This window comes from Kushneria pakistanensis, from assembly GCF_014652795.1.
Classification (GTDB): Bacteria; Pseudomonadota; Gammaproteobacteria; order Pseudomonadales; family Halomonadaceae; genus Kushneria; species Kushneria pakistanensis.
In genome coordinates this window covers 236,035-253,252 of the sequence record NZ_BMZM01000004.1, presented here as the reverse complement: position 1 = coordinate 253,252, position 17,218 = coordinate 236,035, and the positions used below count along the sequence as shown (strand labels likewise).

16 protein-coding genes are annotated in these 17,218 nt (G+C 60.6%); 1 reads left to right on the top strand and 15 read right to left on the bottom strand.

From position 1 onward, the window contains the following. Positions 1 to 34 precede the first annotated feature (34 nt). The 4 genes from madM to IE123_RS14675 form a co-directional block, all read right to left on the bottom strand. The gene (madM, locus tag IE123_RS14690) at positions 35 to 796 is read right to left on the bottom strand and encodes a malonate transporter subunit MadM (protein WP_189519568.1); all 762 of its coding nucleotides are present in this window, start codon (positions 794 to 796) and stop codon (positions 35 to 37) included. A gap of 24 nt (positions 797 to 820) precedes the next feature. Further along, positions 821 to 1,228 (bottom strand): malonate transporter subunit MadL, encoded by a 408-nt coding sequence (madL, locus tag IE123_RS14685; RefSeq protein ID WP_189519567.1) that lies wholly within the window; start codon positions 1,226 to 1,228, stop codon positions 821 to 823. Positions 1,229 to 1,345: 117 nt separating this feature from the next. Beyond that, positions 1,346 to 2,884 (bottom strand): malonate--CoA ligase, encoded by a 1,539-nt coding sequence (locus IE123_RS14680; protein WP_189519565.1) that lies wholly within the window; start codon positions 2,882 to 2,884, stop codon positions 1,346 to 1,348. A gap of 90 nt (positions 2,885 to 2,974) precedes the next feature. Then, on the bottom strand, positions 2,975 to 4,336 hold the full coding sequence (locus tag IE123_RS14675) for a malonyl-CoA decarboxylase (protein WP_229819789.1): 1,362 nt from the start codon (positions 4,334 to 4,336) through the stop codon (positions 2,975 to 2,977). Positions 4,337 to 4,507: 171 nt separating this feature from the next. Between IE123_RS14675 and IE123_RS14670 the strand changes: the two genes are divergently transcribed. Continuing rightward, the gene (locus IE123_RS14670; protein WP_229819788.1) at positions 4,508 to 5,191 is read left to right on the top strand and encodes a GntR family transcriptional regulator; all 684 of its coding nucleotides are present in this window, start codon (positions 4,508 to 4,510) and stop codon (positions 5,189 to 5,191) included. A gap of 39 nt (positions 5,192 to 5,230) precedes the next feature. Here IE123_RS14670 and IE123_RS14665 read toward each other — a convergent pair whose 3' ends face one another. The 11 genes from IE123_RS14665 to kdgD all read right to left on the bottom strand — a co-directional run bounded on the left by IE123_RS14665 (position 5,231) and on the right by kdgD (position 17,123). Further along, positions 5,231 to 5,983 (bottom strand): FadR/GntR family transcriptional regulator, encoded by a 753-nt coding sequence (locus IE123_RS14665; protein ID WP_229819787.1) that lies wholly within the window; start codon positions 5,981 to 5,983, stop codon positions 5,231 to 5,233. Between the two features lie 96 nt (positions 5,984 to 6,079). Continuing rightward, positions 6,080 to 7,039 (bottom strand): 2-hydroxyacid dehydrogenase, encoded by a 960-nt coding sequence (locus IE123_RS14660; RefSeq protein WP_189519561.1) that lies wholly within the window; start codon positions 7,037 to 7,039, stop codon positions 6,080 to 6,082. A gap of 12 nt (positions 7,040 to 7,051) precedes the next feature. Continuing rightward, positions 7,052 to 8,548: a tripartite tricarboxylate transporter permease gene (locus IE123_RS14655; RefSeq protein WP_189519559.1), complete on the bottom strand. Its 1,497-nt coding sequence runs from the start codon at positions 8,546 to 8,548 to the stop codon at positions 7,052 to 7,054. 20 nt (positions 8,549 to 8,568) lie between these two features. Further along, positions 8,569 to 9,045: a tripartite tricarboxylate transporter TctB family protein gene (locus IE123_RS14650; protein ID WP_189519557.1), complete on the bottom strand. Its 477-nt coding sequence runs from the start codon at positions 9,043 to 9,045 to the stop codon at positions 8,569 to 8,571. An 11-nt stretch (positions 9,046 to 9,056) separates the two neighbouring features. Next, positions 9,057 to 10,028, bottom strand: a complete 972-nt coding sequence (locus IE123_RS14645; protein ID WP_189519555.1) for a tripartite tricarboxylate transporter substrate binding protein — start codon at positions 10,026 to 10,028, stop codon at positions 9,057 to 9,059. A 185-nt stretch (positions 10,029 to 10,213) separates the two neighbouring features. Next, the gene (locus tag IE123_RS14640; RefSeq protein ID WP_189519553.1) at positions 10,214 to 11,791 is read right to left on the bottom strand and encodes an aldehyde dehydrogenase (NADP(+)); all 1,578 of its coding nucleotides are present in this window, start codon (positions 11,789 to 11,791) and stop codon (positions 10,214 to 10,216) included. A 37-nt stretch (positions 11,792 to 11,828) separates the two neighbouring features. Next, positions 11,829 to 13,157, bottom strand: coding sequence for an enolase C-terminal domain-like protein (locus tag IE123_RS14635; protein WP_189519551.1), 1,329 nt, complete (start codon positions 13,155 to 13,157; stop codon positions 11,829 to 11,831). A gap of 12 nt (positions 13,158 to 13,169) precedes the next feature. Then, complete coding sequence (locus tag IE123_RS14630; RefSeq protein WP_189519549.1) at positions 13,170 to 14,660, bottom strand: tripartite tricarboxylate transporter permease; 1,491 nt, start codon at positions 14,658 to 14,660, stop codon at positions 13,170 to 13,172. 1 nt (position 14,661) lies between these two features. Next, complete coding sequence (locus tag IE123_RS14625) at positions 14,662 to 15,180, bottom strand: tripartite tricarboxylate transporter TctB family protein (protein ID WP_189519547.1); 519 nt, start codon at positions 15,178 to 15,180, stop codon at positions 14,662 to 14,664. A 21-nt stretch (positions 15,181 to 15,201) separates the two neighbouring features. Continuing rightward, positions 15,202 to 16,146: a Bug family tripartite tricarboxylate transporter substrate binding protein gene (locus tag IE123_RS14620; protein ID WP_189519545.1), complete on the bottom strand. Its 945-nt coding sequence runs from the start codon at positions 16,144 to 16,146 to the stop codon at positions 15,202 to 15,204. 65 nt (positions 16,147 to 16,211) lie between these two features. Further along, entirely contained in the window at positions 16,212 to 17,123 is a 912-nt protein-coding gene (gene kdgD, locus IE123_RS14615; protein ID WP_189519543.1) for a 5-dehydro-4-deoxyglucarate dehydratase, read from the bottom strand. Positions 17,124 to 17,218 lie beyond the last annotated feature (95 nt).

The following is a 17,218-nucleotide window of genomic DNA, read 5'->3' as shown; positions in this document are numbered from 1 at the left end:
TTGATGAGTCGCTGCCCTGTCCTTGCCCCCGGGGTTAGAAAAACAGCCGTACGGCCAGAAACAACAGCGTCGGGGCCAGCAGTATTCCCAGCCCGGTGTAGAAGGTCGCCGTCATAGCCCCATAGGGCACCAGCCGTGCATCGGTGGCCGCAAGGCCTGCTGCCACACCGCTGGTCGTGCCGATCAGCCCGCCAAAGATCATCGCCGAGCGCGGGTTATCCAGCCCGATCATGCGCGCCACCATGGGGGTCACGATCATGGTCAGAATTGACTTCACCAGCCCTGCCGCAATCGAGAGCGCCACGACCTCGGAGCTGGCCCCGAGCGTGGCGCCGGTGACCGGCCCGACGATGTAGGTGACGGCGCCGGCGGCAATGGTGGTGATATCCACCGCACTGGTGTAGCCAAAGCCCACGGCCACTACGGCGCCGGCGAAAAAGGACACCAGCACACCGGCAAAGAGCGCAATCAACCCGCGCATGCCGGCCTTTTTAATCTCGGAAAAGCGCACCCCATAGGCGGTGGCGATGATCGCCAGATCACGCAGCATCCCGCCGCCCATCAGGCCCAGTCCGGTAAACAGCGACACATCCGCCAGCCCGTGGCTGCCGCCGGTATAGATGCCGCCAAAGTAGGCCAGCGCCAGCCCGATCAAAATGGCGATCGCCGAGCCGTGCAGTCGATTGGCGGTCAGGTGTTTGCTCATCCAGTGCGAGACGAACATGGTCAGGCCGATCACGGCAAAGGCGGCAATCAGGTGATACTTGTCCAACAGCGTCATGATGGAATCGTTCATGGCACACTCCAGGGGCGTGATCGGTTAACGGCTTCTGCCATGAACCTGCATGGGCTGCGCATCCAGTGGCCGGGCTTCATCCACGCGCTTGCCGGTGAGTACCGGCACCAGCGCCAGACCCAGCACGAGCGCCAGGGCACCGGCCAGAATCGCCACCATGCCACCGCTGAAGGCGGCCGCCACGTTCTGACTGGCCGCCATCGCCACCACGATGGGGATATACATCGCATTCCAGAAGTTGATCCCGCTTTCGGTGCTCTCCGGCAGATGGTCATGCGTTTTCAGATAGCCGGTCACAAAAATCAGCAGCAGCATGGCGATCCCCACGCCGCCCAGATTGGCATTGATGCCCAACAGCTGCCCCAGCACATCGCCAATGATCAGACCGACCAGCATGCAGCCGGCCAGCAGTGCCACGCCATAAATCACCATGATGCATCTCCTTGTATTTGTTGGATCAGACCGTCCACCGCAGAAGCGCTGCGGGGGTCACGGTCGATAACGACGCCACGGTTACCCCTTGTTGTTGTAGATGGTGTTGCGCAGGTCTTAGGGGTGGGCAGCGGCCGCCTGCTGATAGGTATCCGCGTAGCGCTCGCGCAGCACATTCTTTTGCACCTTGCCCATCACGTTGCGCGGCAGCGCATCGATAAAGAATACGCGCCCGGGCTGCTTGTAGCGGGCCAGCTTGTCCTTCAGTGCCGCCAGCACCTGTGCCTCATCAAGACGCGCATTGTCCCGCAGCACGACTGCCGCCGTGACGCCCTCACCCAGATCCGGATGATGCACCCCGATGACGGCTGACTCCGCCACCTCCGGCAGCGCATCGATCCACTGCTCGATCTCCTTCGGGTAGACGTTGTAGCCCCCCGAGATCACCAGATCCTTGTCGCGCCCGACGATATTGAGATAGCCGTGCTCATCGATCAGCCCCAGATCACCGGTGATAAAAAAGCCGTCGTCACGAAACTCTTCGCGGGTCTTGTCCGGCATGCGCCAGTAGCCCTTGAACACGTTGGGCCCACGCACCTCGACCAGTCCCGTTTCACCATCGGGCAGAGGCTTGCCGCTGTCGCGGTCGGTAATGCGCACCTCGCTGCCGGGCAGCGCCATGCCGACCGTGCCGGGGCGGCGCTCTCCGTCGTAGGGGTTGGAGGTGTTCATGTTGGTCTCGGTCATGCCGTAGCGCTCTAAAATGGCATGACCGGTGCGCTCGAAGAACTCGCGGTGGGTCTCGGCCAGCAGCGGCGCCGAACCCGAGATGAAAAGGCGCATGCCGGCAGCACGTTCGCGATCCAGCCGCGGGCTTGTCAGCAGCCTTGTATAGAAGGTTGGCACGCCCATCAGCACCGTGGCGCGCGGCATCAGATCCAGCAGCTGCTCGATATCCAGTTTTGGCAGCAGCGTCATCGAGCCGCCCACCATGAGGGTGACGTTGCAGGCCACAAACAGGCCGTGGGTATGAAAGATCGGCAGCGCGTGCAGTAGGTGGTCGGCATCAGAGAACTGCCAGGTCTCGACCAGCGCCTGACTGTTGGCGGCCAGGTTGCCGTGGGTCAGCATCGCGCCCTTGGAACGTCCGGTAGTGCCGGAGGTATATAAAATCGAGGCCAGATCGTCGCGGTCCACCTCGGCGATCCGCGTCTCCTCGAAGGCCCCATCGGCCTTCTCCATCAGGGTGCCGTCACCTGCCACACCCAGACTCTCCACATGGGCTACACCGCAGCGGCTGGCAAGCGCCCGGGCCTGTTCGAGATCATCCGGACGGCAGATATATAGCCGCGGTTCGGCGTCACCCAAAAAGTATTCGATCTCCGACTCGGTATAGGCGGTATTGAGCGGCAGCCAGGCCGCCCCCACCTGCAGCGCGGCCAGATAGAGCATCAGTGCCTGCGCACTCTTGTCGACCTGCACCACCACGCGATCGCCCGGCGTCACGCCCAGCGTTTGCAGAACGCTGGCAAAGCGACGTGACTGGGCCAGTACGTCGGCGTAGCGGTATTGATGCCCTTCGGGAGTGTCGATCAGCACCTTGTCGGGGTGGCGCTCGAAATGGGGATAGAACTGCAGATAAAGGTTATGGTTCATGGAAACTCCTGCCGGTAGATCCTTTTACCCCTGCCGCCCCGAGAGGGGCCGGGTGCCGTGCTCGTCTCGTTGATCGCCCCAGGCCTCGATTCAGGCATTGTCCCGCGAGACAAGGCGCTTGCGCCCGGCTCTGGCCTGGCGACGAATATCGCTGGTACAGACCACGGTGCCCTCACGGCTGAAGGCCTCATGGTTCTGCTCGATGCGATCGATCTCGTAGAGGTAGTTGACCATCAGGCCGTGGGCCTGCTGACAGCCCTTCTCGGAGGTATCCCCCGGCCAGTTGATGCGATGCAGGCTGGCGCCATTGCCCAGATGAAAGCGCGCCACCGGGTCCAGCGGCTGACCCTTTGTGCTGCGCGCGTCCAGCAGATAGTGCGCGGCCAGTGCACGAAGCTCGGGGGCCAGGCGCTGGCGCTCCTTTTGATCGAGGGTCCAGCTGGCCCGATCAAGCGCGACGCAGACCTCATCGTCTTCCGGCAGTTCGCCCTCCTCACGCTGCGTGGACAGCCAGCGGGCAAAACCCGGGACCGGCGAGAGCGTGACGAAATTGACCAGTCCCGGCAGGTCCTTCTTGAGCTCCTGCACCACCTGCTTGATCAGGAAGTTGCCAAACGAGATGCCCTTGAGCCCGCTCTGACAGTTGCTGATGCTGTAAAACGCTGCCGTATCCGCCTCGCCCGGCGCAATCTCCTCACCGCCAGCCAGAATGGTCTGAATGTTGTCGGGAATGCCCTTGCACAGCGCCACTTCGACAAAGATCAGCGGTTCATCACCGGTCGCCGGGTGGAAGAAGGCGTAGCAGCGCCGATCACCGGGATCGAGCCGGCGGCGCAGGTCCGACCAGTCCTGAATGGCGTGGACCGCTTCATAGCGAATGATCTTTTCCAGCACCGCCGCCGGGGTATTCCAGCCGATGCTTTCCAGCATTAAAAAGCCGCGGTTGAACCAGGAAGCGAACAGGTGGGCAAAGTCATCATCCAGCGGGGCAAGTTCGGGATTCGTTTTCAAAAAGCGCAGCAGATCGGCGCGCATGGCCACCAGCTCATAGGTGCCGCCCGGGCACAGATTGAGTCGGCGCAAAAGGTGCTGGCGGCGCGGCTCGCAGGCGGCAAAAAGCTTTTGAAGCGTGGCGTTGTCTTCCTTCTCGCTCCAGTCACGGTAGGCCTTGTGGATATCGTCGGCGTCAGCGGCGTAGTGCTCGGCGAGCATTTCGAAAAAGGCCAGCCTGTCAGCGTCATCCAGGCTTCGATAGCGCATCAGGGCCTGCTGGGCGATCAGGATCTGGGAGGCTTCCCCACCGCGCTGCATGAGCGTTTCACAGCTTGAGGCCAGCTGCGCCAGACTTGCGGTCCTGTCGTTACTCTCACCACCGGTGCTGCGAAAACGCTCACGGGTGCGGCGTTCAAGCCCGGACAGCAGCTCCTGGAGAAAATTCATGTTGACGTTCATGGCAGCCCTCTTCGGTGGCGTGAACGGAGATCCCGACGCCCGGCGATGGCTATTGCTTGTCATCGAGGCGAAAGTTACTTTTCATATACATCTTTTCATATACATGTCACCGCACTGTTATATATAACAATCCGCGCGCTGCCCGAGGGTGTCAACATGGGAGAAAGTCTATTGAATGAAAGTCCAGGAAGGCGTATTCCCCAGGCGCAGCGGCTTCGTGATCTGCTGGAAGATGCCATTGTCGAAGGCCATTACGCCCCGGGCGACCGCCTCGACCCCGAAGCACTGGCCCGTCAGTATCAGTGTTCACGCACGCCCATCCGCGAGGCACTGACCCAGTTGGCCGCCTCCGGCATGGTGAAGGTGGCGCCCAAGCGCGGCACCTTTGTGGCACGTCTGAGCGTGACCGAACTGGTCGAGCGCTTTGAAGTCATGGCAGAGCTTGAGGGCATGTGCGGTCGGCTGGCCGCAAGACGCATGAACGACGACGCCCTGGCCACGCTGCAAAAGGCGCAGGCCGCCTGTCGCCAGTGCATGCTCGAAGGGGATATCAACGGGTATTACTATGAAAACGGCGAGTTTCATCGCCTGATCTATGAAGGCAGTCACAACGCTTTTCTGGCCCAGGAAGCCAGACGCCTGCACGCCATGCTAAAGCCCTATCGACGCCTGCAGCTACACGCAAGACACCGGCTGGAAAGTTCCTGGTGCGAGCATGAGCGCATCGTTGCGGCCCTGATGGCAGGTGATGCCGAGACGGCGCAGTGCGAACTAAGGGGACATGTCCTGCTTCAGGGGGAGCGCTTCAACGACCTGGTGGCCTCGATGCAGCGGCTGGGCCAGGCGCACGCCTGATAGCACCAATGCTGACGCCGACGATGTGTGGCATCAGCGTCAGTGATCCTCTCGATAGGCCGTATAGGTCTGTCGGGCGCGGGAAAAGTGCTGTCTGACCGCCTGTTCGGCGCGCTGCGGATCACGTGCAAGCACCGCATCCAGAATGGCCTGATGCTCTCCCGCCACCATCTCCAGATAGCGCCGCGCGACCCCGGTATCCAGCTCGTTGTCGACCAGCCGGGCACGCGGAATGGCTTCCTGGCTCAGCGGTTCGTAAAAGGACAAAAAGAAGGGATTGTGGGTCGCCTCGATAATGGCGTGATGGAACTGATAATCCTCGTGCCGCGCCTGGCGGTCATGTTTCATGGCCTCCAGGAAGGCGGCATGGGTAGTCTCAAGACGGCGCGCATCGTCATCATCATGGCGCTCGGCTGCAAGCGCCGCCGCACGCGGCTCCAGGGTCAGGCGAAGCTCCAGCACATGCAGGATATCTTCCACCGTATTGGCACTGATGCGCCGGGCTGGCGAAGGGGCCGACTGGCGCGTCTGGATGACGCGCGTGCCGATCCCCCGCCGGGTCTCGATCAGCCCTGACGAGCGCAGATGCGCAATCGCCTCGCGTACGGCAGTACGGCTGACGCCAAACATGTCACACAGCGCGCTTTCCGTGGGCAGCTTGTCACCCACGGCAATCTGCCCGTTGGCAATCGAGGTTTCCAGCTGACGGGCAATTTGTCCCGACAGGCTGCCCTGCTGGGTAATGCGTTCAAGCTTGAGCGTTTTCATATTGACCATCTGCTGTTGTGTCATGCCAGGTATCGATTACACGCGCCAATCATACCGTACAAGCCGTACTGCTGTTGCCGGACCACGGATGCGCTCGCCTCTGCGATAGCCTTGCCTGTATCAGGCGGGCGTCAACGCCGGTGAGCCTGCCAGCACCCGCTTCAGATTGTCGGCAGCCAGATCACACATGGCGCTGCGCGTTTCAAACGTTGACGAACCAATATGGGGCAGCAATACGGCATTATCGAGGGCCAGCAACGCGGAATCCTGCGCCAGCGGCTCGCGCTCATAGACATCAAGGCCTGCATAGTAGAGCGTGCCATCCTGCAGACAACTGATCAGGTCCTCTTCCCTGACCACCTGACCGCGGGAAATATTGATCAAAATAGCCTTTTCGCGCGTGGCGGCCAGCAGTTTTCGATCAATCAGCCCCTGCGTGCCTTCTGACAGCGCCACGGTCACCACAATGAAGTCGGATTCGCTGAACAGCGTTTCAAGCGATACCTGGCGCGCATCAAACGCCTTTTCAAACTCCGGCCTGTCGCTGCGGTTGTAGAAAACAACCGGCATGTTGAAGCCGTGATGGCCGCGCTGGGCCACTGCCTGTCCGATACGCCCCATGCCCACAACACCGAGCGTCTTGCCGGTGATGTCGATGCCAAAATCCGTGCGGCCCAGCGAGGCCTGCCACTGCCCGGAGCGCACCTTGCGCTCCATCTCGCCGGCGCGTCGGGCCGCCATCATCAACAGCAAGAACCCGGTATCCGCCGTGGCATCGGTGAGCACTTCAGGCGTATTGGTCAGCACGATACCGCGGGCCTCAATGGCCTCCTTCGGGTAGGCATCCACGCCCACCGATACGCTGGCGATCACCTTCAGGCGCGGCGCGCCATCGAGCAGGGCCTCATCGAATTTGACGTTGGAGCCGATAAAGGCATCGGCATCACGCATCGCCTCCCGAAAGGCCTGCCTGTCCTCGTCACTGGCCAGACGCTGAAAGTGCGTGACGTGATAATCGGCCTGCAGCTGCGCCAGCAGTTCGGGGTAAAGCTCATGTACCACTACAACATTATGTGTCATGTCATTGTCCTGTCAGTTTGAGACGGCATTTGCTTTTCTTTCCCGCCAGGAAGCACGCAGGGAGAAGACGACAAACACCAGCGCCAGTATCAGAAAGGTCACGCTGATGGGACGTGTGAAGAAAGGCTCCCAGCTACCATCGAAGGTCTGCAGCCCGCGGCGCAGATTGGTCTCGGCCACACCACCCAGGATCAGGCCGATCACGACGGGGGCCACGCCGAAACCAAAACGGGCGAGGAAGAAACCGAGCACCCCCAGGGCCATCATCAGATACACATCGAAGTAATCACTGTTGATACTGAAAACACCGATGGCGCAGAAGATGAAGATCAGGGGCAGCAGGAAATGCTGGGGAACGCGCAGGATGCGCACGAACAGGCGAATCCCCCACCACTGCACGAACAGCATCATGATATTGGCCAGCAAAAAGGCCACGAAAATGCCGTACACCAGAGTTGCCTGGGTATCAAAGAGCATGGGACCGGGCTGGATGCCCTGAATCATCAGACCGCCGATCAGCACGGCCGTGGCGCCTTCACCGGGGATACCCAGTGTCAGCATCGGGATCAGCGCCCCGCCGACCATGGCATTGTTGGACGACTCGGAGGCCACTACGCCCTCCGGCGCCCCCTTGCCGAACTCCTTCGAGTTTTTGGAAAACCGCTTGGCCTGATCGTAGGCCATGATCGAGGCGATGCTGCCACCGGCCCCCGGTACGGCGCCCACGCCGGCACCGATGAAAGAGCTCATCAACAGAAGCTTCCAGTTGCGCAGTACCTCCCGCATCCGCGGAAAGGCGCCCTCAAGCGCATTCTCGACCTTCATGGAAGGCCGCTTCTCGTGCATTTTTTCCATGTCCAGCAGCAACTGGGAGACTGCAAAGATACCCACGATCACGGCCAGCAGGCTGATACCGGTCAAAAGCGACATCTGGCCAAAGGTCAGACGCATGGCACCGGTGACCTGATCGGCACCGACCGTCGACATCAGCATGCCGATCAGGCCCACGATCAGCCCCTTGATGAGCGAGCCGCCGGAGATCGACACAATGATCATCAGGCCCAGAATACTCAGGGAGAAGTACTCGGCAGCGCCGAACTGCAGCGCCACGGAGGCGATCAGGGGAGACACCAGCATCAGGATCAGGGCGCTGATGGTGCCGCCCAGGAACGAAGCCGCCACCGACAGGCCCAGCGCCTTGCCCGCTCGACCGTTGGCCGCCATGGGGGCGGCGTCAAAGGTGGTCGCAATGGAGCCCGGCGTGCCCGGCATGTTCAGCAGTATGGCCGGTACCGAACCACCGGCAATGGCACCGCAAAAGGCGCCCAGCAAAAGCCCGATACCGGCGATGGTATCCAGCCCATAGGTCAGGGGTAGCAGCAGTGCCACGGCCATGGCGGCCGAAAGCCCGGGCAGCGCCCCCAGGATGATGCCCAGAAAGGTACCGGCCAATATGGCCAAAAGCGTCAGCGGACCAAAGAGCTGAATGGTATCTGTCAGCGTTTGCATAAAACCTCCCGATGTTCAGCTCAGAATCTGACCTTGAGCAACTCGACAAACACGCCATAAATAATGCCCGTGCCGAGCAGGGCAAAAACCGTTACCCGCGCCCAGAAGGCCGGTTTTGCCACATGCCCTTTCCTGTCGGTGGAAATAAGACATATGAAGGGAGGCATCAAAAGCAGGTACAAGAACGTGGATACCAGAAATCCCGCCATGCTGATGACCCAGACATAAGCGGTACTGAGCACGATAAAAAGCGCGAGATTCAAAAACCCCTGCCGCGATATGGCCGGCAGGTTATTGGCCTTTTTTCCTTTCAAAATGCAGGCAATGACATTCAATATTGCCAGCAGGGCGATAATGAAGGTAATGACACTGGGAAAGGTGGCCGGCGCAATGGAGCCATGCGCGCCGCCTGGAATATCCATGGCCGACACGCAGAGAAAGGCAGCTACCAGTGCCAGCAACAGACTGAAAACGGCTTCCTGAAGATGACCCTTCATGGCATTGCTCCTTAGCTGTTCTCGCTGGCAACCTCTTGTGCCACCGGAATCAGTTCCTGCGCCAGATCATCAACATACTGGTTGAATTCCTCGCCGGAGCGGAAGTCGACATGCAGACCCAACTGTTCGATACGCTTGACGAAGACCGGGTCTTTGGACGCTTTTTCAAGTGCACTCAGCCAGCGATCACGTGTCTGTTCGTCCATGCCCTTCGGTGCGGCAACACCGCGCCAGTTCGAGATATCAATATCGTGGCCCAGCTCTTTCATGGTGGGCACGTCCGGCAGGGAGTCACTGCGCTCACCGCTGGTCACCACAAGCGGTGTCATCTGACCGGATTCAAGCGCACCGCGAAGATCCATCGGATCCATGACGACACCATCGATGTGTCCGCCCATGACGGCCGCCGTGGCATCAGGTGCGCCCTGATAGGAGATGGTGTCAAAGTTGGCGCCAAGCTCCTTGCCGACCAGCACGCTCATGATGTGGGTCGAGGAGCCAATGCCGGCAAAGCCGATCTTCAGGCGGCGGTTATGCTCACCCCCCGGGAGGATATCCTCGACGCTGTCGATCCCCAGCTTGCTGTTGACCGCCAGTACATAGGGCACGGAATAGAAGCTGGCCAGATAGTCAAAGTCTTCATACTTGAAGTTGACATTGCCCATGCCCTGCTGGGTAAACACCTTGTTGTCGATGGCCACGATCGTATAGCCATCCGGGCGTGACTGGATGGTCTTCATGAACCCGATCGCACCGCCGCCACCGGTCAGATACTGGGGAATGATGTTGACGCCCAGATCCTTTTGAAGTCCTTCCTGCAGCGAGCGGATCAGATAATCGGAACCGCCGCCGGGAGAGGCAGGGGAAATAAAGGTAATGTCGTCATCGGGAAAATCGGCAGCCATGACCGTCGAAGACATTGTGGCCATGCTCATGGCCATGGCGATGGCAACATACCCTTTCTTCAAAGCAAACTTTTTCATGGCTGACCTCATCGATGTCTTTTTATTTCCAAAAGTCATACATCATACATAAGCGATAATACGCTTTTTTATGCGCTTGCCTGTGCTCCTTTAGTTCATGCATCGACCATCGTATAAACACAAAAAGGGCCTGCCCTGCGGCAGACCCTTTCGATTCAATCCAGATGGATTGTCAGGCCGGAAAATCAGCCTTCGCGCTTGCCATCGACCAGCCGATTGAGCTGATAGGGGTTGGCATCACGCAGGGCTTCGGGACGCAGCGCGTCCGGCAGGTTCTGATAGCAGACCGGGCGCAAAAAGCGCTTGATGGCTGCAGTACCGACCGAAGTGGCACGACCGTCGGACGTCGCCGGGAAGGGTCCGCCGTGTACCATGGCATCACTGACTTCAACACCGGTCGGCCAGCCGTTGACCAGAATACGGCCCGCCTTGCGCTCCAGAATCGGTACCAGCGCACGGGCGCTGTCCAGGTCGGCATCATCCATCTGCAGCGTGGCGGTCAGCTGGCCTTCCAGATGCTCGGTCACTGCCAGCAGCTCCTGCTGGTCAACACACTCGATGATCAGCGATGTGGCACCGAACACTTCATCCTGCAGCTCGGTATCGGCCAGGAAAGTCTGCGCCGAGGTCGTGTAGAGCCCCGCCTGACACATGTAGGCGCCCTCACCTGTCGGCCCGCGGCCCAGCTCGGTTACGCCGTTATGCTGCGAGAGCCGCTTGACACCTTCCTGATAGGCATCGCTGATCCCGGGCGTGAGCATGGTCTGGGCGTTGGCATCTGCCAGCGCTTCCGTGGCTGCCTGCTTGAAGGTCTCCAGCGTCTCGCCCTTGATGGCAATCACCAGCCCCGGATTGGTACAGAACTGGCCGGCACCCATGTTCAATGAGCCGACAAACGCCTTGCCCATATCGCGACCGCGCGCCTTGAGCGCTTCCGGCAGCGGGAAGACCGGGTTGATGCTGCTCATCTCGGCGTAGAAGGGAATCGGCTCGGAACGTGACTGTGCCACCTTCCAGAGCGCCATCCCACCGCTGCGTGAACCGGTAAAGCCGGCGGCCTTGATGCGCTTGTCGTTGACCAGTGCGGTACCCACGTCACGGCCCGAACCATACAGCAGGGAAAAGACCCCTTCGGGCAGGTTGCAGCGGGCAACGGCCTTCTGAATGGCACGGCCGACCAGCTCGGAAGTCCCCGGGTGTGCACCGTGGGCCTTGACGATGACCGGGCAACCAGCCGCGAATGCCGAGGCCGTATCACCACCGGCGACCGAGAAGGCCAGCGGGAAGTTGCTGGCGCCGAACACGACCACCGGGCCCAGGCCAATATGACGCTGGCGCAGGTCGGTACGCGGCATCGGCTGACGGTCCGGCATGGCAGGATCAACACGCACGTCAAGCCATTCGCCATCACGCACCACGCGTGCGAACAGCCTCAGCTGACCGCAGGTACGCGCGCGCTCGCCCTGAATACGTCCTTCAGGCAGGCCGGTTTCTGCAACCGCGCGCTCGACCAGCGCATCACCGATCGCCTCGATCTCTTCGGCAACGGTTTCCAGAAAGACCGCACGATCTTCAAGCGTTGTCTCCCGGTACTGGTCAAAGGCCTGCCAGGCCAGCGCACAGGCCTGTTCGACCTCATTGCTGCTGCCACCGTTATAGGCCGGCTCCAGTTTTTCGCCGGTCGCCGGGTTGATGGCCTGAATCGGGTCACGCGTGCCCTTGATGGCGTGCTGTCCAATAAGAAGTTCGCCTGTCAGTTGCATCTTTCTCTCCTGATGGTTGCGTTGCATCTTGCCGAGTTCAGCGCACCAGCGCGGGGCGCTTGGGGTCGAAAGCCCAGCCGTCGATCAGATACTGCATGGCCGTGGCATCGTTGCGGGCCCGAACATCCAGCGAGCGATAAAGCGCATGCGCCTCATCAAGCTTGTCCTGGTCCAGCGTGACACCCAGTCCGGGCGTTTTCGGCACGGTCAGCTTGCCGTCGCGAATTTCAAAGGGTGCCTCGGTCAGGCGCTGACCGTCCTGCCAGATCCAGTGGGTATCAATGGCGGTAATTTCACCCGGGCAGGCGGCTGCCACGTGCGTCATCATGGCCAGTGAAATATCAAAGTGGTTGTTTGAGTGCGAGCCCCATGTCATGCCCCACTCATGGCAGAGCTCACCGACCATGACCGCGCCCTGCATGGTCCAGAAGTGACAGTCCGCCAGCGGAATGTCGACTGCGTTCATTTGCGCGGCGTACTGCAGCTGCTTGAAGTCGGTGGCGATCATGTTGGTAGCCGTACGAAGGCCGGTGCGGCGCTTGAACTCGGCCATGGTTTCACGACCGGACCAGCTGCCCTCCTGACCACAGGGGTCTTCGGCATAGCTCAGGATGTCACGAATGGGTGACAGCACCCTTACAGCTTCCTCCAGTGACCAGGCCCCGTTGGGGTCGAGCGTCAGACGCGCCTCGGGGAAGATTTCGTGCATGGCACGAATGCAGTCGGCCTCCTGCTCACCGGGGAGTACCCCGCCCTTGAGCTTGAAGTCGCGAAAGCCATAACGCTCATGCGCGGCGCGAGCAAGCTCTGCCACGGCCTCGGGCGTCAGGGCTTCCTGACAGCGTAGCCGATCCCAGTCGTCCCGCGGGTTGTCGGCCTTCGGATAGGGCAGATTTGTCTTGTTCGGGTCTCCGAGCAGGAAGAGATAGCCCAGGGCTTCGACCTCGTCACGCTGGCGCCCCATGCGCCCCAGCAGATCAGCCACCGGCATGTCGACAGCCTGACCATAAAGATCCAGCAGCGCCGATTCGATCGCCGTCAATACATGCACCGCGACCCGCAGGTCAAAGGTCTGACGGCCGCGCTCTTCCGGCCCCGCCTGGGCCAGCAGGTTTCTGGCATTGTTGAGGGTGCCGCGCCAGGCGTTGAGATTGGTGCCTTCTACCAGCGAACGGCACTTCTCGAGCCCTTTCAAAATGCCCTCACTGGAGGGGATTTCGCCCACGCCGCGATTGCCGGCGTTGTCTTCAAGGATCAGGACACAGCGCACGAACCAGGGAGCATGACCACCGCTCAGATTGAGCAGAAAGCTGTCATGGCCTGCGACCGGCACAATCGTCATGCGTGTAATGGTAGGCAGTGACATACAGGTCTTCTCCTATGAATGGGGGGTCGTTTGGCGACGGTTCTGCCACAGGGTGAAAAAGAGAAAGGCCGCCGCGACCAGCAGAAACACCAGGCTGATCGGACGCGTGACCAGCACGCTCCAGTCACCGCCGGAGAGCATGAGGGCACGACGAATATTGGACTCGGCGATCGGCCCCAGAATCAGGCCCAGAATGACCGGCGCAGTCCCAAAGTCATAGCGGTTGAGGAAATAGCCCAGCCCCCCGAAGCCCAGCATCAGATAGACGTTGAAGATGTCGGCATCCACGGCATACACCCCGATCACGCAGAACATCAGAATCAGCGCCATCAGCAGCTTGCGCGGTACCTGCAGCACCTTGACGAACATCCGGATCCCGAACCACTGGATCAGCAGCATGAAGATGTTGGCAACAAAGAAGGCAATGAAGATGCCGTAGATGATCGAGCCATTATCGGTAAAAAGCGTCGGTCCGGGACTGATGCCCTGGATCATCAGACCGCCCATCAGTACCGCCGTGGCGGCCTCCCCCGGAATGCCCAGTGTCAGCATCGGAATCAGCGCCCCGCCCACCAGCGCATTGTTGGAAGACTCCGAGGCCACGATCCCTTCGGGATGTCCGGTGCCGAATTTCTCCGGCGTTTTCGACATCTTCTTGGCCTGATCGTAGGAGAGAAACGAGCCGATACTGCCGCCCGCGCCCGGGATGGCGCCCACGATCGTGCCGATCACCGAGCTCGACAGCAGCACCTTCCAGTAGCGCAGGGTTTCCAGCCAGCGCGGCCGGGCGTGGTCCATTTTGTTCTTGCTGTGCTCGACAGGCCCGCCACCGAAGTAGTCGACCACATCCTTGAGCACCTGGGAGACGGCAAACAGACCAATCAGCGCCGGCAGTAGATTGACGCCGGTCAGCAGTGACAGGTTATTGAATGTATAGCGCTGTACCCCGGCGACCGGATCGGTGCCAACCGTGGCGATCAGCAGGCCGATCAGACCCGCCACCAGCCCCTTGATCAGCGACTTGCTGGAGACAGACGCAATGATTACCAGCCCGAAGACGCTCAGGGCGAAATATTCGGCCGGGCCAAAGCGCAGCGCAAAATCGGCAATGGGCGGTGCCAGCAGACTCAGCACCACGGCACTGAAGACACCGCCGACGAACGAAGCCACGATACAGATACCCAGCGCCCGACCGGCCTCACCCCGACGCGCCATGGGGAAGGCATCAAGCGTGGTGGCCACCGATGACGGCGTACCGGGAATATTCAGAAGGGTGGCCGACACCGACCCGCCGGCAATGGCCCCGCACAGTGTGCCCAGCAGCATGCCCATGCCCATGACCGGCGGCATGCCAAACGTCAGCGGCAGCAGCAGCGCGATCGCCATCGCGGCCGTCAGCCCCGGCAGTGCGCCCATGATCAGACCCAGCAGCGTACCGCCGCCGATGACCAGCAGCACGTGCCATTGAAAGACCAGTCCGAGCGCTTCTACATAATCTCCCATGTCATACCCCCATCACGCCGATGGTGGGCAGCACGATTTCGAACCCCACCGAGAAGATCAAAAAGATGGCCACTGACACGACGGCAGAAAACAGCGCCAGCATGAGCACGCGCACCATCGGGATACCGTCGCCACGCTGTCGTGACAACACGCTGATGATGGCCACGCACAAAAAGAGAAACAGCGCCGTGGACACCACATAACCCAGTGGCTCCAGCAGTACGGCATACAGCACCAGCAAAAGCGCCACCGCACCCCAGGCCAGTACCGGCACCCAGGCTGGCGAAGTGGCCGCCTCGTCGGAGGTATCGCGCGCCAGCAACGTGCCTGCAACCAGGCCACGAACCATTGAGATCAACAGCAAAATAGCGATGGCTGAGGATATGGCGCGGGGGAAAAACGCGGGGGAAAGACTTCCCCCCGCGGCATTGGCCGGCAGGTTCCAGGCTTCCTGCAGAAACCACCCCGCCAGCGCCAGCAGTACCAGATGAAACAGTGCATCACTGCGTGTTCTGACCATGTTCAATACTCCCCGGCCGTTTTACTGGCGAATCGCGCCGGCTTCTTCGATCAACGGTTTGGAAGTTCTTTCGACAAACTGGTCCAGCTCTTCGCCATACAGAGGACTGACATCGGTGCCGATACTGCGGGCGGTTTTCTGGAACTGCGGATCCTCGACCATCTGCTTGACGGCTTCGACCCATTGCTCCTCGATGGCCGGATCAAGACCCTTGGGTGCTGCGATACCGCGCCACTGCGCCAGTTCGAAGTCGTAGCCGGCCTCATGCATGGTTGGCGCATCTGGCAGTACGCCACTGCGCTCTTCACCGGTGGTGACGATCGCCTTGAGGCGGTTGCCGTCAATGGCCGAAATCACTTCCGACGGGTTGAGTACCACACCATCGATATGACCACCCATGGCCGCGGATACTGCCGCCGAGCCGCTATCAAACGGGATGACTTCCATCTTGATGCCCAGCTCGCGGGCCAGCATCAGTGACACGATATGTGTGGAAGAGCCCACACCGGAGGCCCCCATGCGAAGCGGCTCGCCTGATGCCTTGCGCTCATTGACCAGGCTTTCCAGGTCCGACCAGTCGTCGTTGGGACGCACGGCCATGACGTAGGGCTCTACCAGTACGCGGGCGATAAACTCGAAGTCATCCCGTGTAAAGGCCACGTTGCCCAGCCCTTCCAGAGTAAAGGTGGCATTGGTCGGGATGGTAACGGTATAACCATCCGGCTTTGAGGCTACAGCACGTGAGAAACCGACTGCCCCACCGCCGCCGCCAATGTTGCGCACCACGATGGTCGTGCCCAGCGCCTTTTCAAGACCGGGCTGCATGGCGCGCACGGCCGTATCCGCGCCGCCACCGGCGGACCAGGGCACGATGAACTGAATATTCTTGGAAGGATAATCGGCGGCCATGGCCATGCTGCTGGCCAGCATGGTGGCAGCGCCCAGTACGCTCAGTATCTTTTTCATGCCATCGGCTCCTTGTCGCCTGCCCGCATGGGTCGTGGTCCATGCGGGCAAACCGTCGTGAATGATTAACGTACGCGCTCGATCAGTGTCTTGAGCTGCTCGACTTCTTCAGCATTGGGCATGGTCAACGGGGCACGAACGTTACCTGCCGGATATCCCACCTGGGCGGCACCGGCCTTCACCAGGCTGACGGCATAGCCACGGCACGTATCGCGCAGGGCAACGAAGGGAATGAAAAAGTCATTGGTCAGACGGGCCACGGTGTCGTGATCGCCGGCGCGCAGGGACTTGTAAAAGTGCACGGCCATCTCCGGCACGAAGTTGAACACTGCCGAGGAGTAGGTGTTCACGCCGATGGAGAGATAGGCTTCTGCAAAGATTTCGGCAGTGGGGACGCCACCGATGTAGATCAGGCGATCGCCCACGGTCTTGATAATGGTGTTGAGCGATTGAATGTCGCCGCGCCCATCCTTGAGACCGATCAGGTTGGGGCAACGCTCGGCCAGCGCCTTGACGGCCTGAGCTTCCAGCGCGCCGTTGGCACGGTTGTAGTAGATGACATTGAGCGAGGTGGACTCACAGATCTGGGCGGCGTATTCAACGATGCCTTCCTGCGAGCACTCGGTCAGGTAAGGCGGCATCAGCAGGATGCCGTCAGCACCGGCGGCTTCGGCGGCGGCTGCATGGGCCTTTGCCATGGTGATGCTCTGTCCGGCACTGGCGATGACGGGAACACGGCCCCTTGTCTCTTCTACGGCAATACGGACGATCTCACCGAACTCTTCAAGGCCCAGGTTGAAAAATTCCCCCGTACCGCCGGCCACAAACAGTGTGGAAATGTCGTACTCAAGCAGCCATGCAATACGCTTGCGGTAGCTTTCGCCATCAAATCGGCCGGCATCATCAAAGTCCGTAACCGGGAAGGAGAGCAGGCCATCGCCTGCGGCACGCGTAACGTCAGCTCGTGAAAACGTCATGTTGGGTCCTCTGGATTGGCCTGCCCCACCGCGTGGTGAAGCGATGTCAGCTACTTTGTCATACATCATACTTTTAAAGCCATTATACGAAGGGC

Coding starts and splice junctions, on each gene's coding strand:
- madM (WP_189519568.1), bottom strand. CDS start 796: ATGAACGATTCCATCATGACGCTGTTGGACAAGTATCACCTGATTGCC.
- IE123_RS14675 (WP_229819789.1), bottom strand. CDS start 4,336: ATGAACGTCAACATGAATTTTCTCCAGGAGCTGCTGTCCGGGCTTGAA.
- IE123_RS14645 (WP_189519555.1), bottom strand. CDS start 10,028: ATGAAAAAGTTTGCTTTGAAGAAAGGGTATGTTGCCATCGCCATGGCC.
- IE123_RS14665 (WP_229819787.1), bottom strand. CDS start 5,983: ATGACACAACAGCAGATGGTCAATATGAAAACGCTCAAGCTTGAACGC.
- IE123_RS14635 (WP_189519551.1), bottom strand. CDS start 13,157: ATGTCACTGCCTACCATTACACGCATGACGATTGTGCCGGTCGCAGGC.
- IE123_RS14630 (WP_189519549.1), bottom strand. CDS start 14,660: ATGGGAGATTATGTAGAAGCGCTCGGACTGGTCTTTCAATGGCACGTG.
- IE123_RS14680 (WP_189519565.1), bottom strand. CDS start 2,884: ATGAACCATAACCTTTATCTGCAGTTCTATCCCCATTTCGAGCGCCAC.
- IE123_RS14660 (WP_189519561.1), bottom strand. CDS start 7,039: ATGACACATAATGTTGTAGTGGTACATGAGCTTTACCCCGAACTGCTG.
- IE123_RS14620 (WP_189519545.1), bottom strand. CDS start 16,146: ATGAAAAAGATACTGAGCGTACTGGGCGCTGCCACCATGCTGGCCAGC.
- madL (WP_189519567.1), bottom strand. CDS start 1,228: ATGGTGATTTATGGCGTGGCACTGCTGGCCGGCTGCATGCTGGTCGGT.
- IE123_RS14650 (WP_189519557.1), bottom strand. CDS start 9,045: ATGAAGGGTCATCTTCAGGAAGCCGTTTTCAGTCTGTTGCTGGCACTG.
- IE123_RS14625 (WP_189519547.1), bottom strand. CDS start 15,180: ATGGTCAGAACACGCAGTGATGCACTGTTTCATCTGGTACTGCTGGCG.
- IE123_RS14655 (WP_189519559.1), bottom strand. CDS start 8,548: ATGCAAACGCTGACAGATACCATTCAGCTCTTTGGTCCGCTGACGCTT.
- IE123_RS14640 (WP_189519553.1), bottom strand. CDS start 11,791: ATGCAACTGACAGGCGAACTTCTTATTGGACAGCACGCCATCAAGGGC.
- kdgD (WP_189519543.1), bottom strand. CDS start 17,123: ATGACGTTTTCACGAGCTGACGTTACGCGTGCCGCAGGCGATGGCCTG.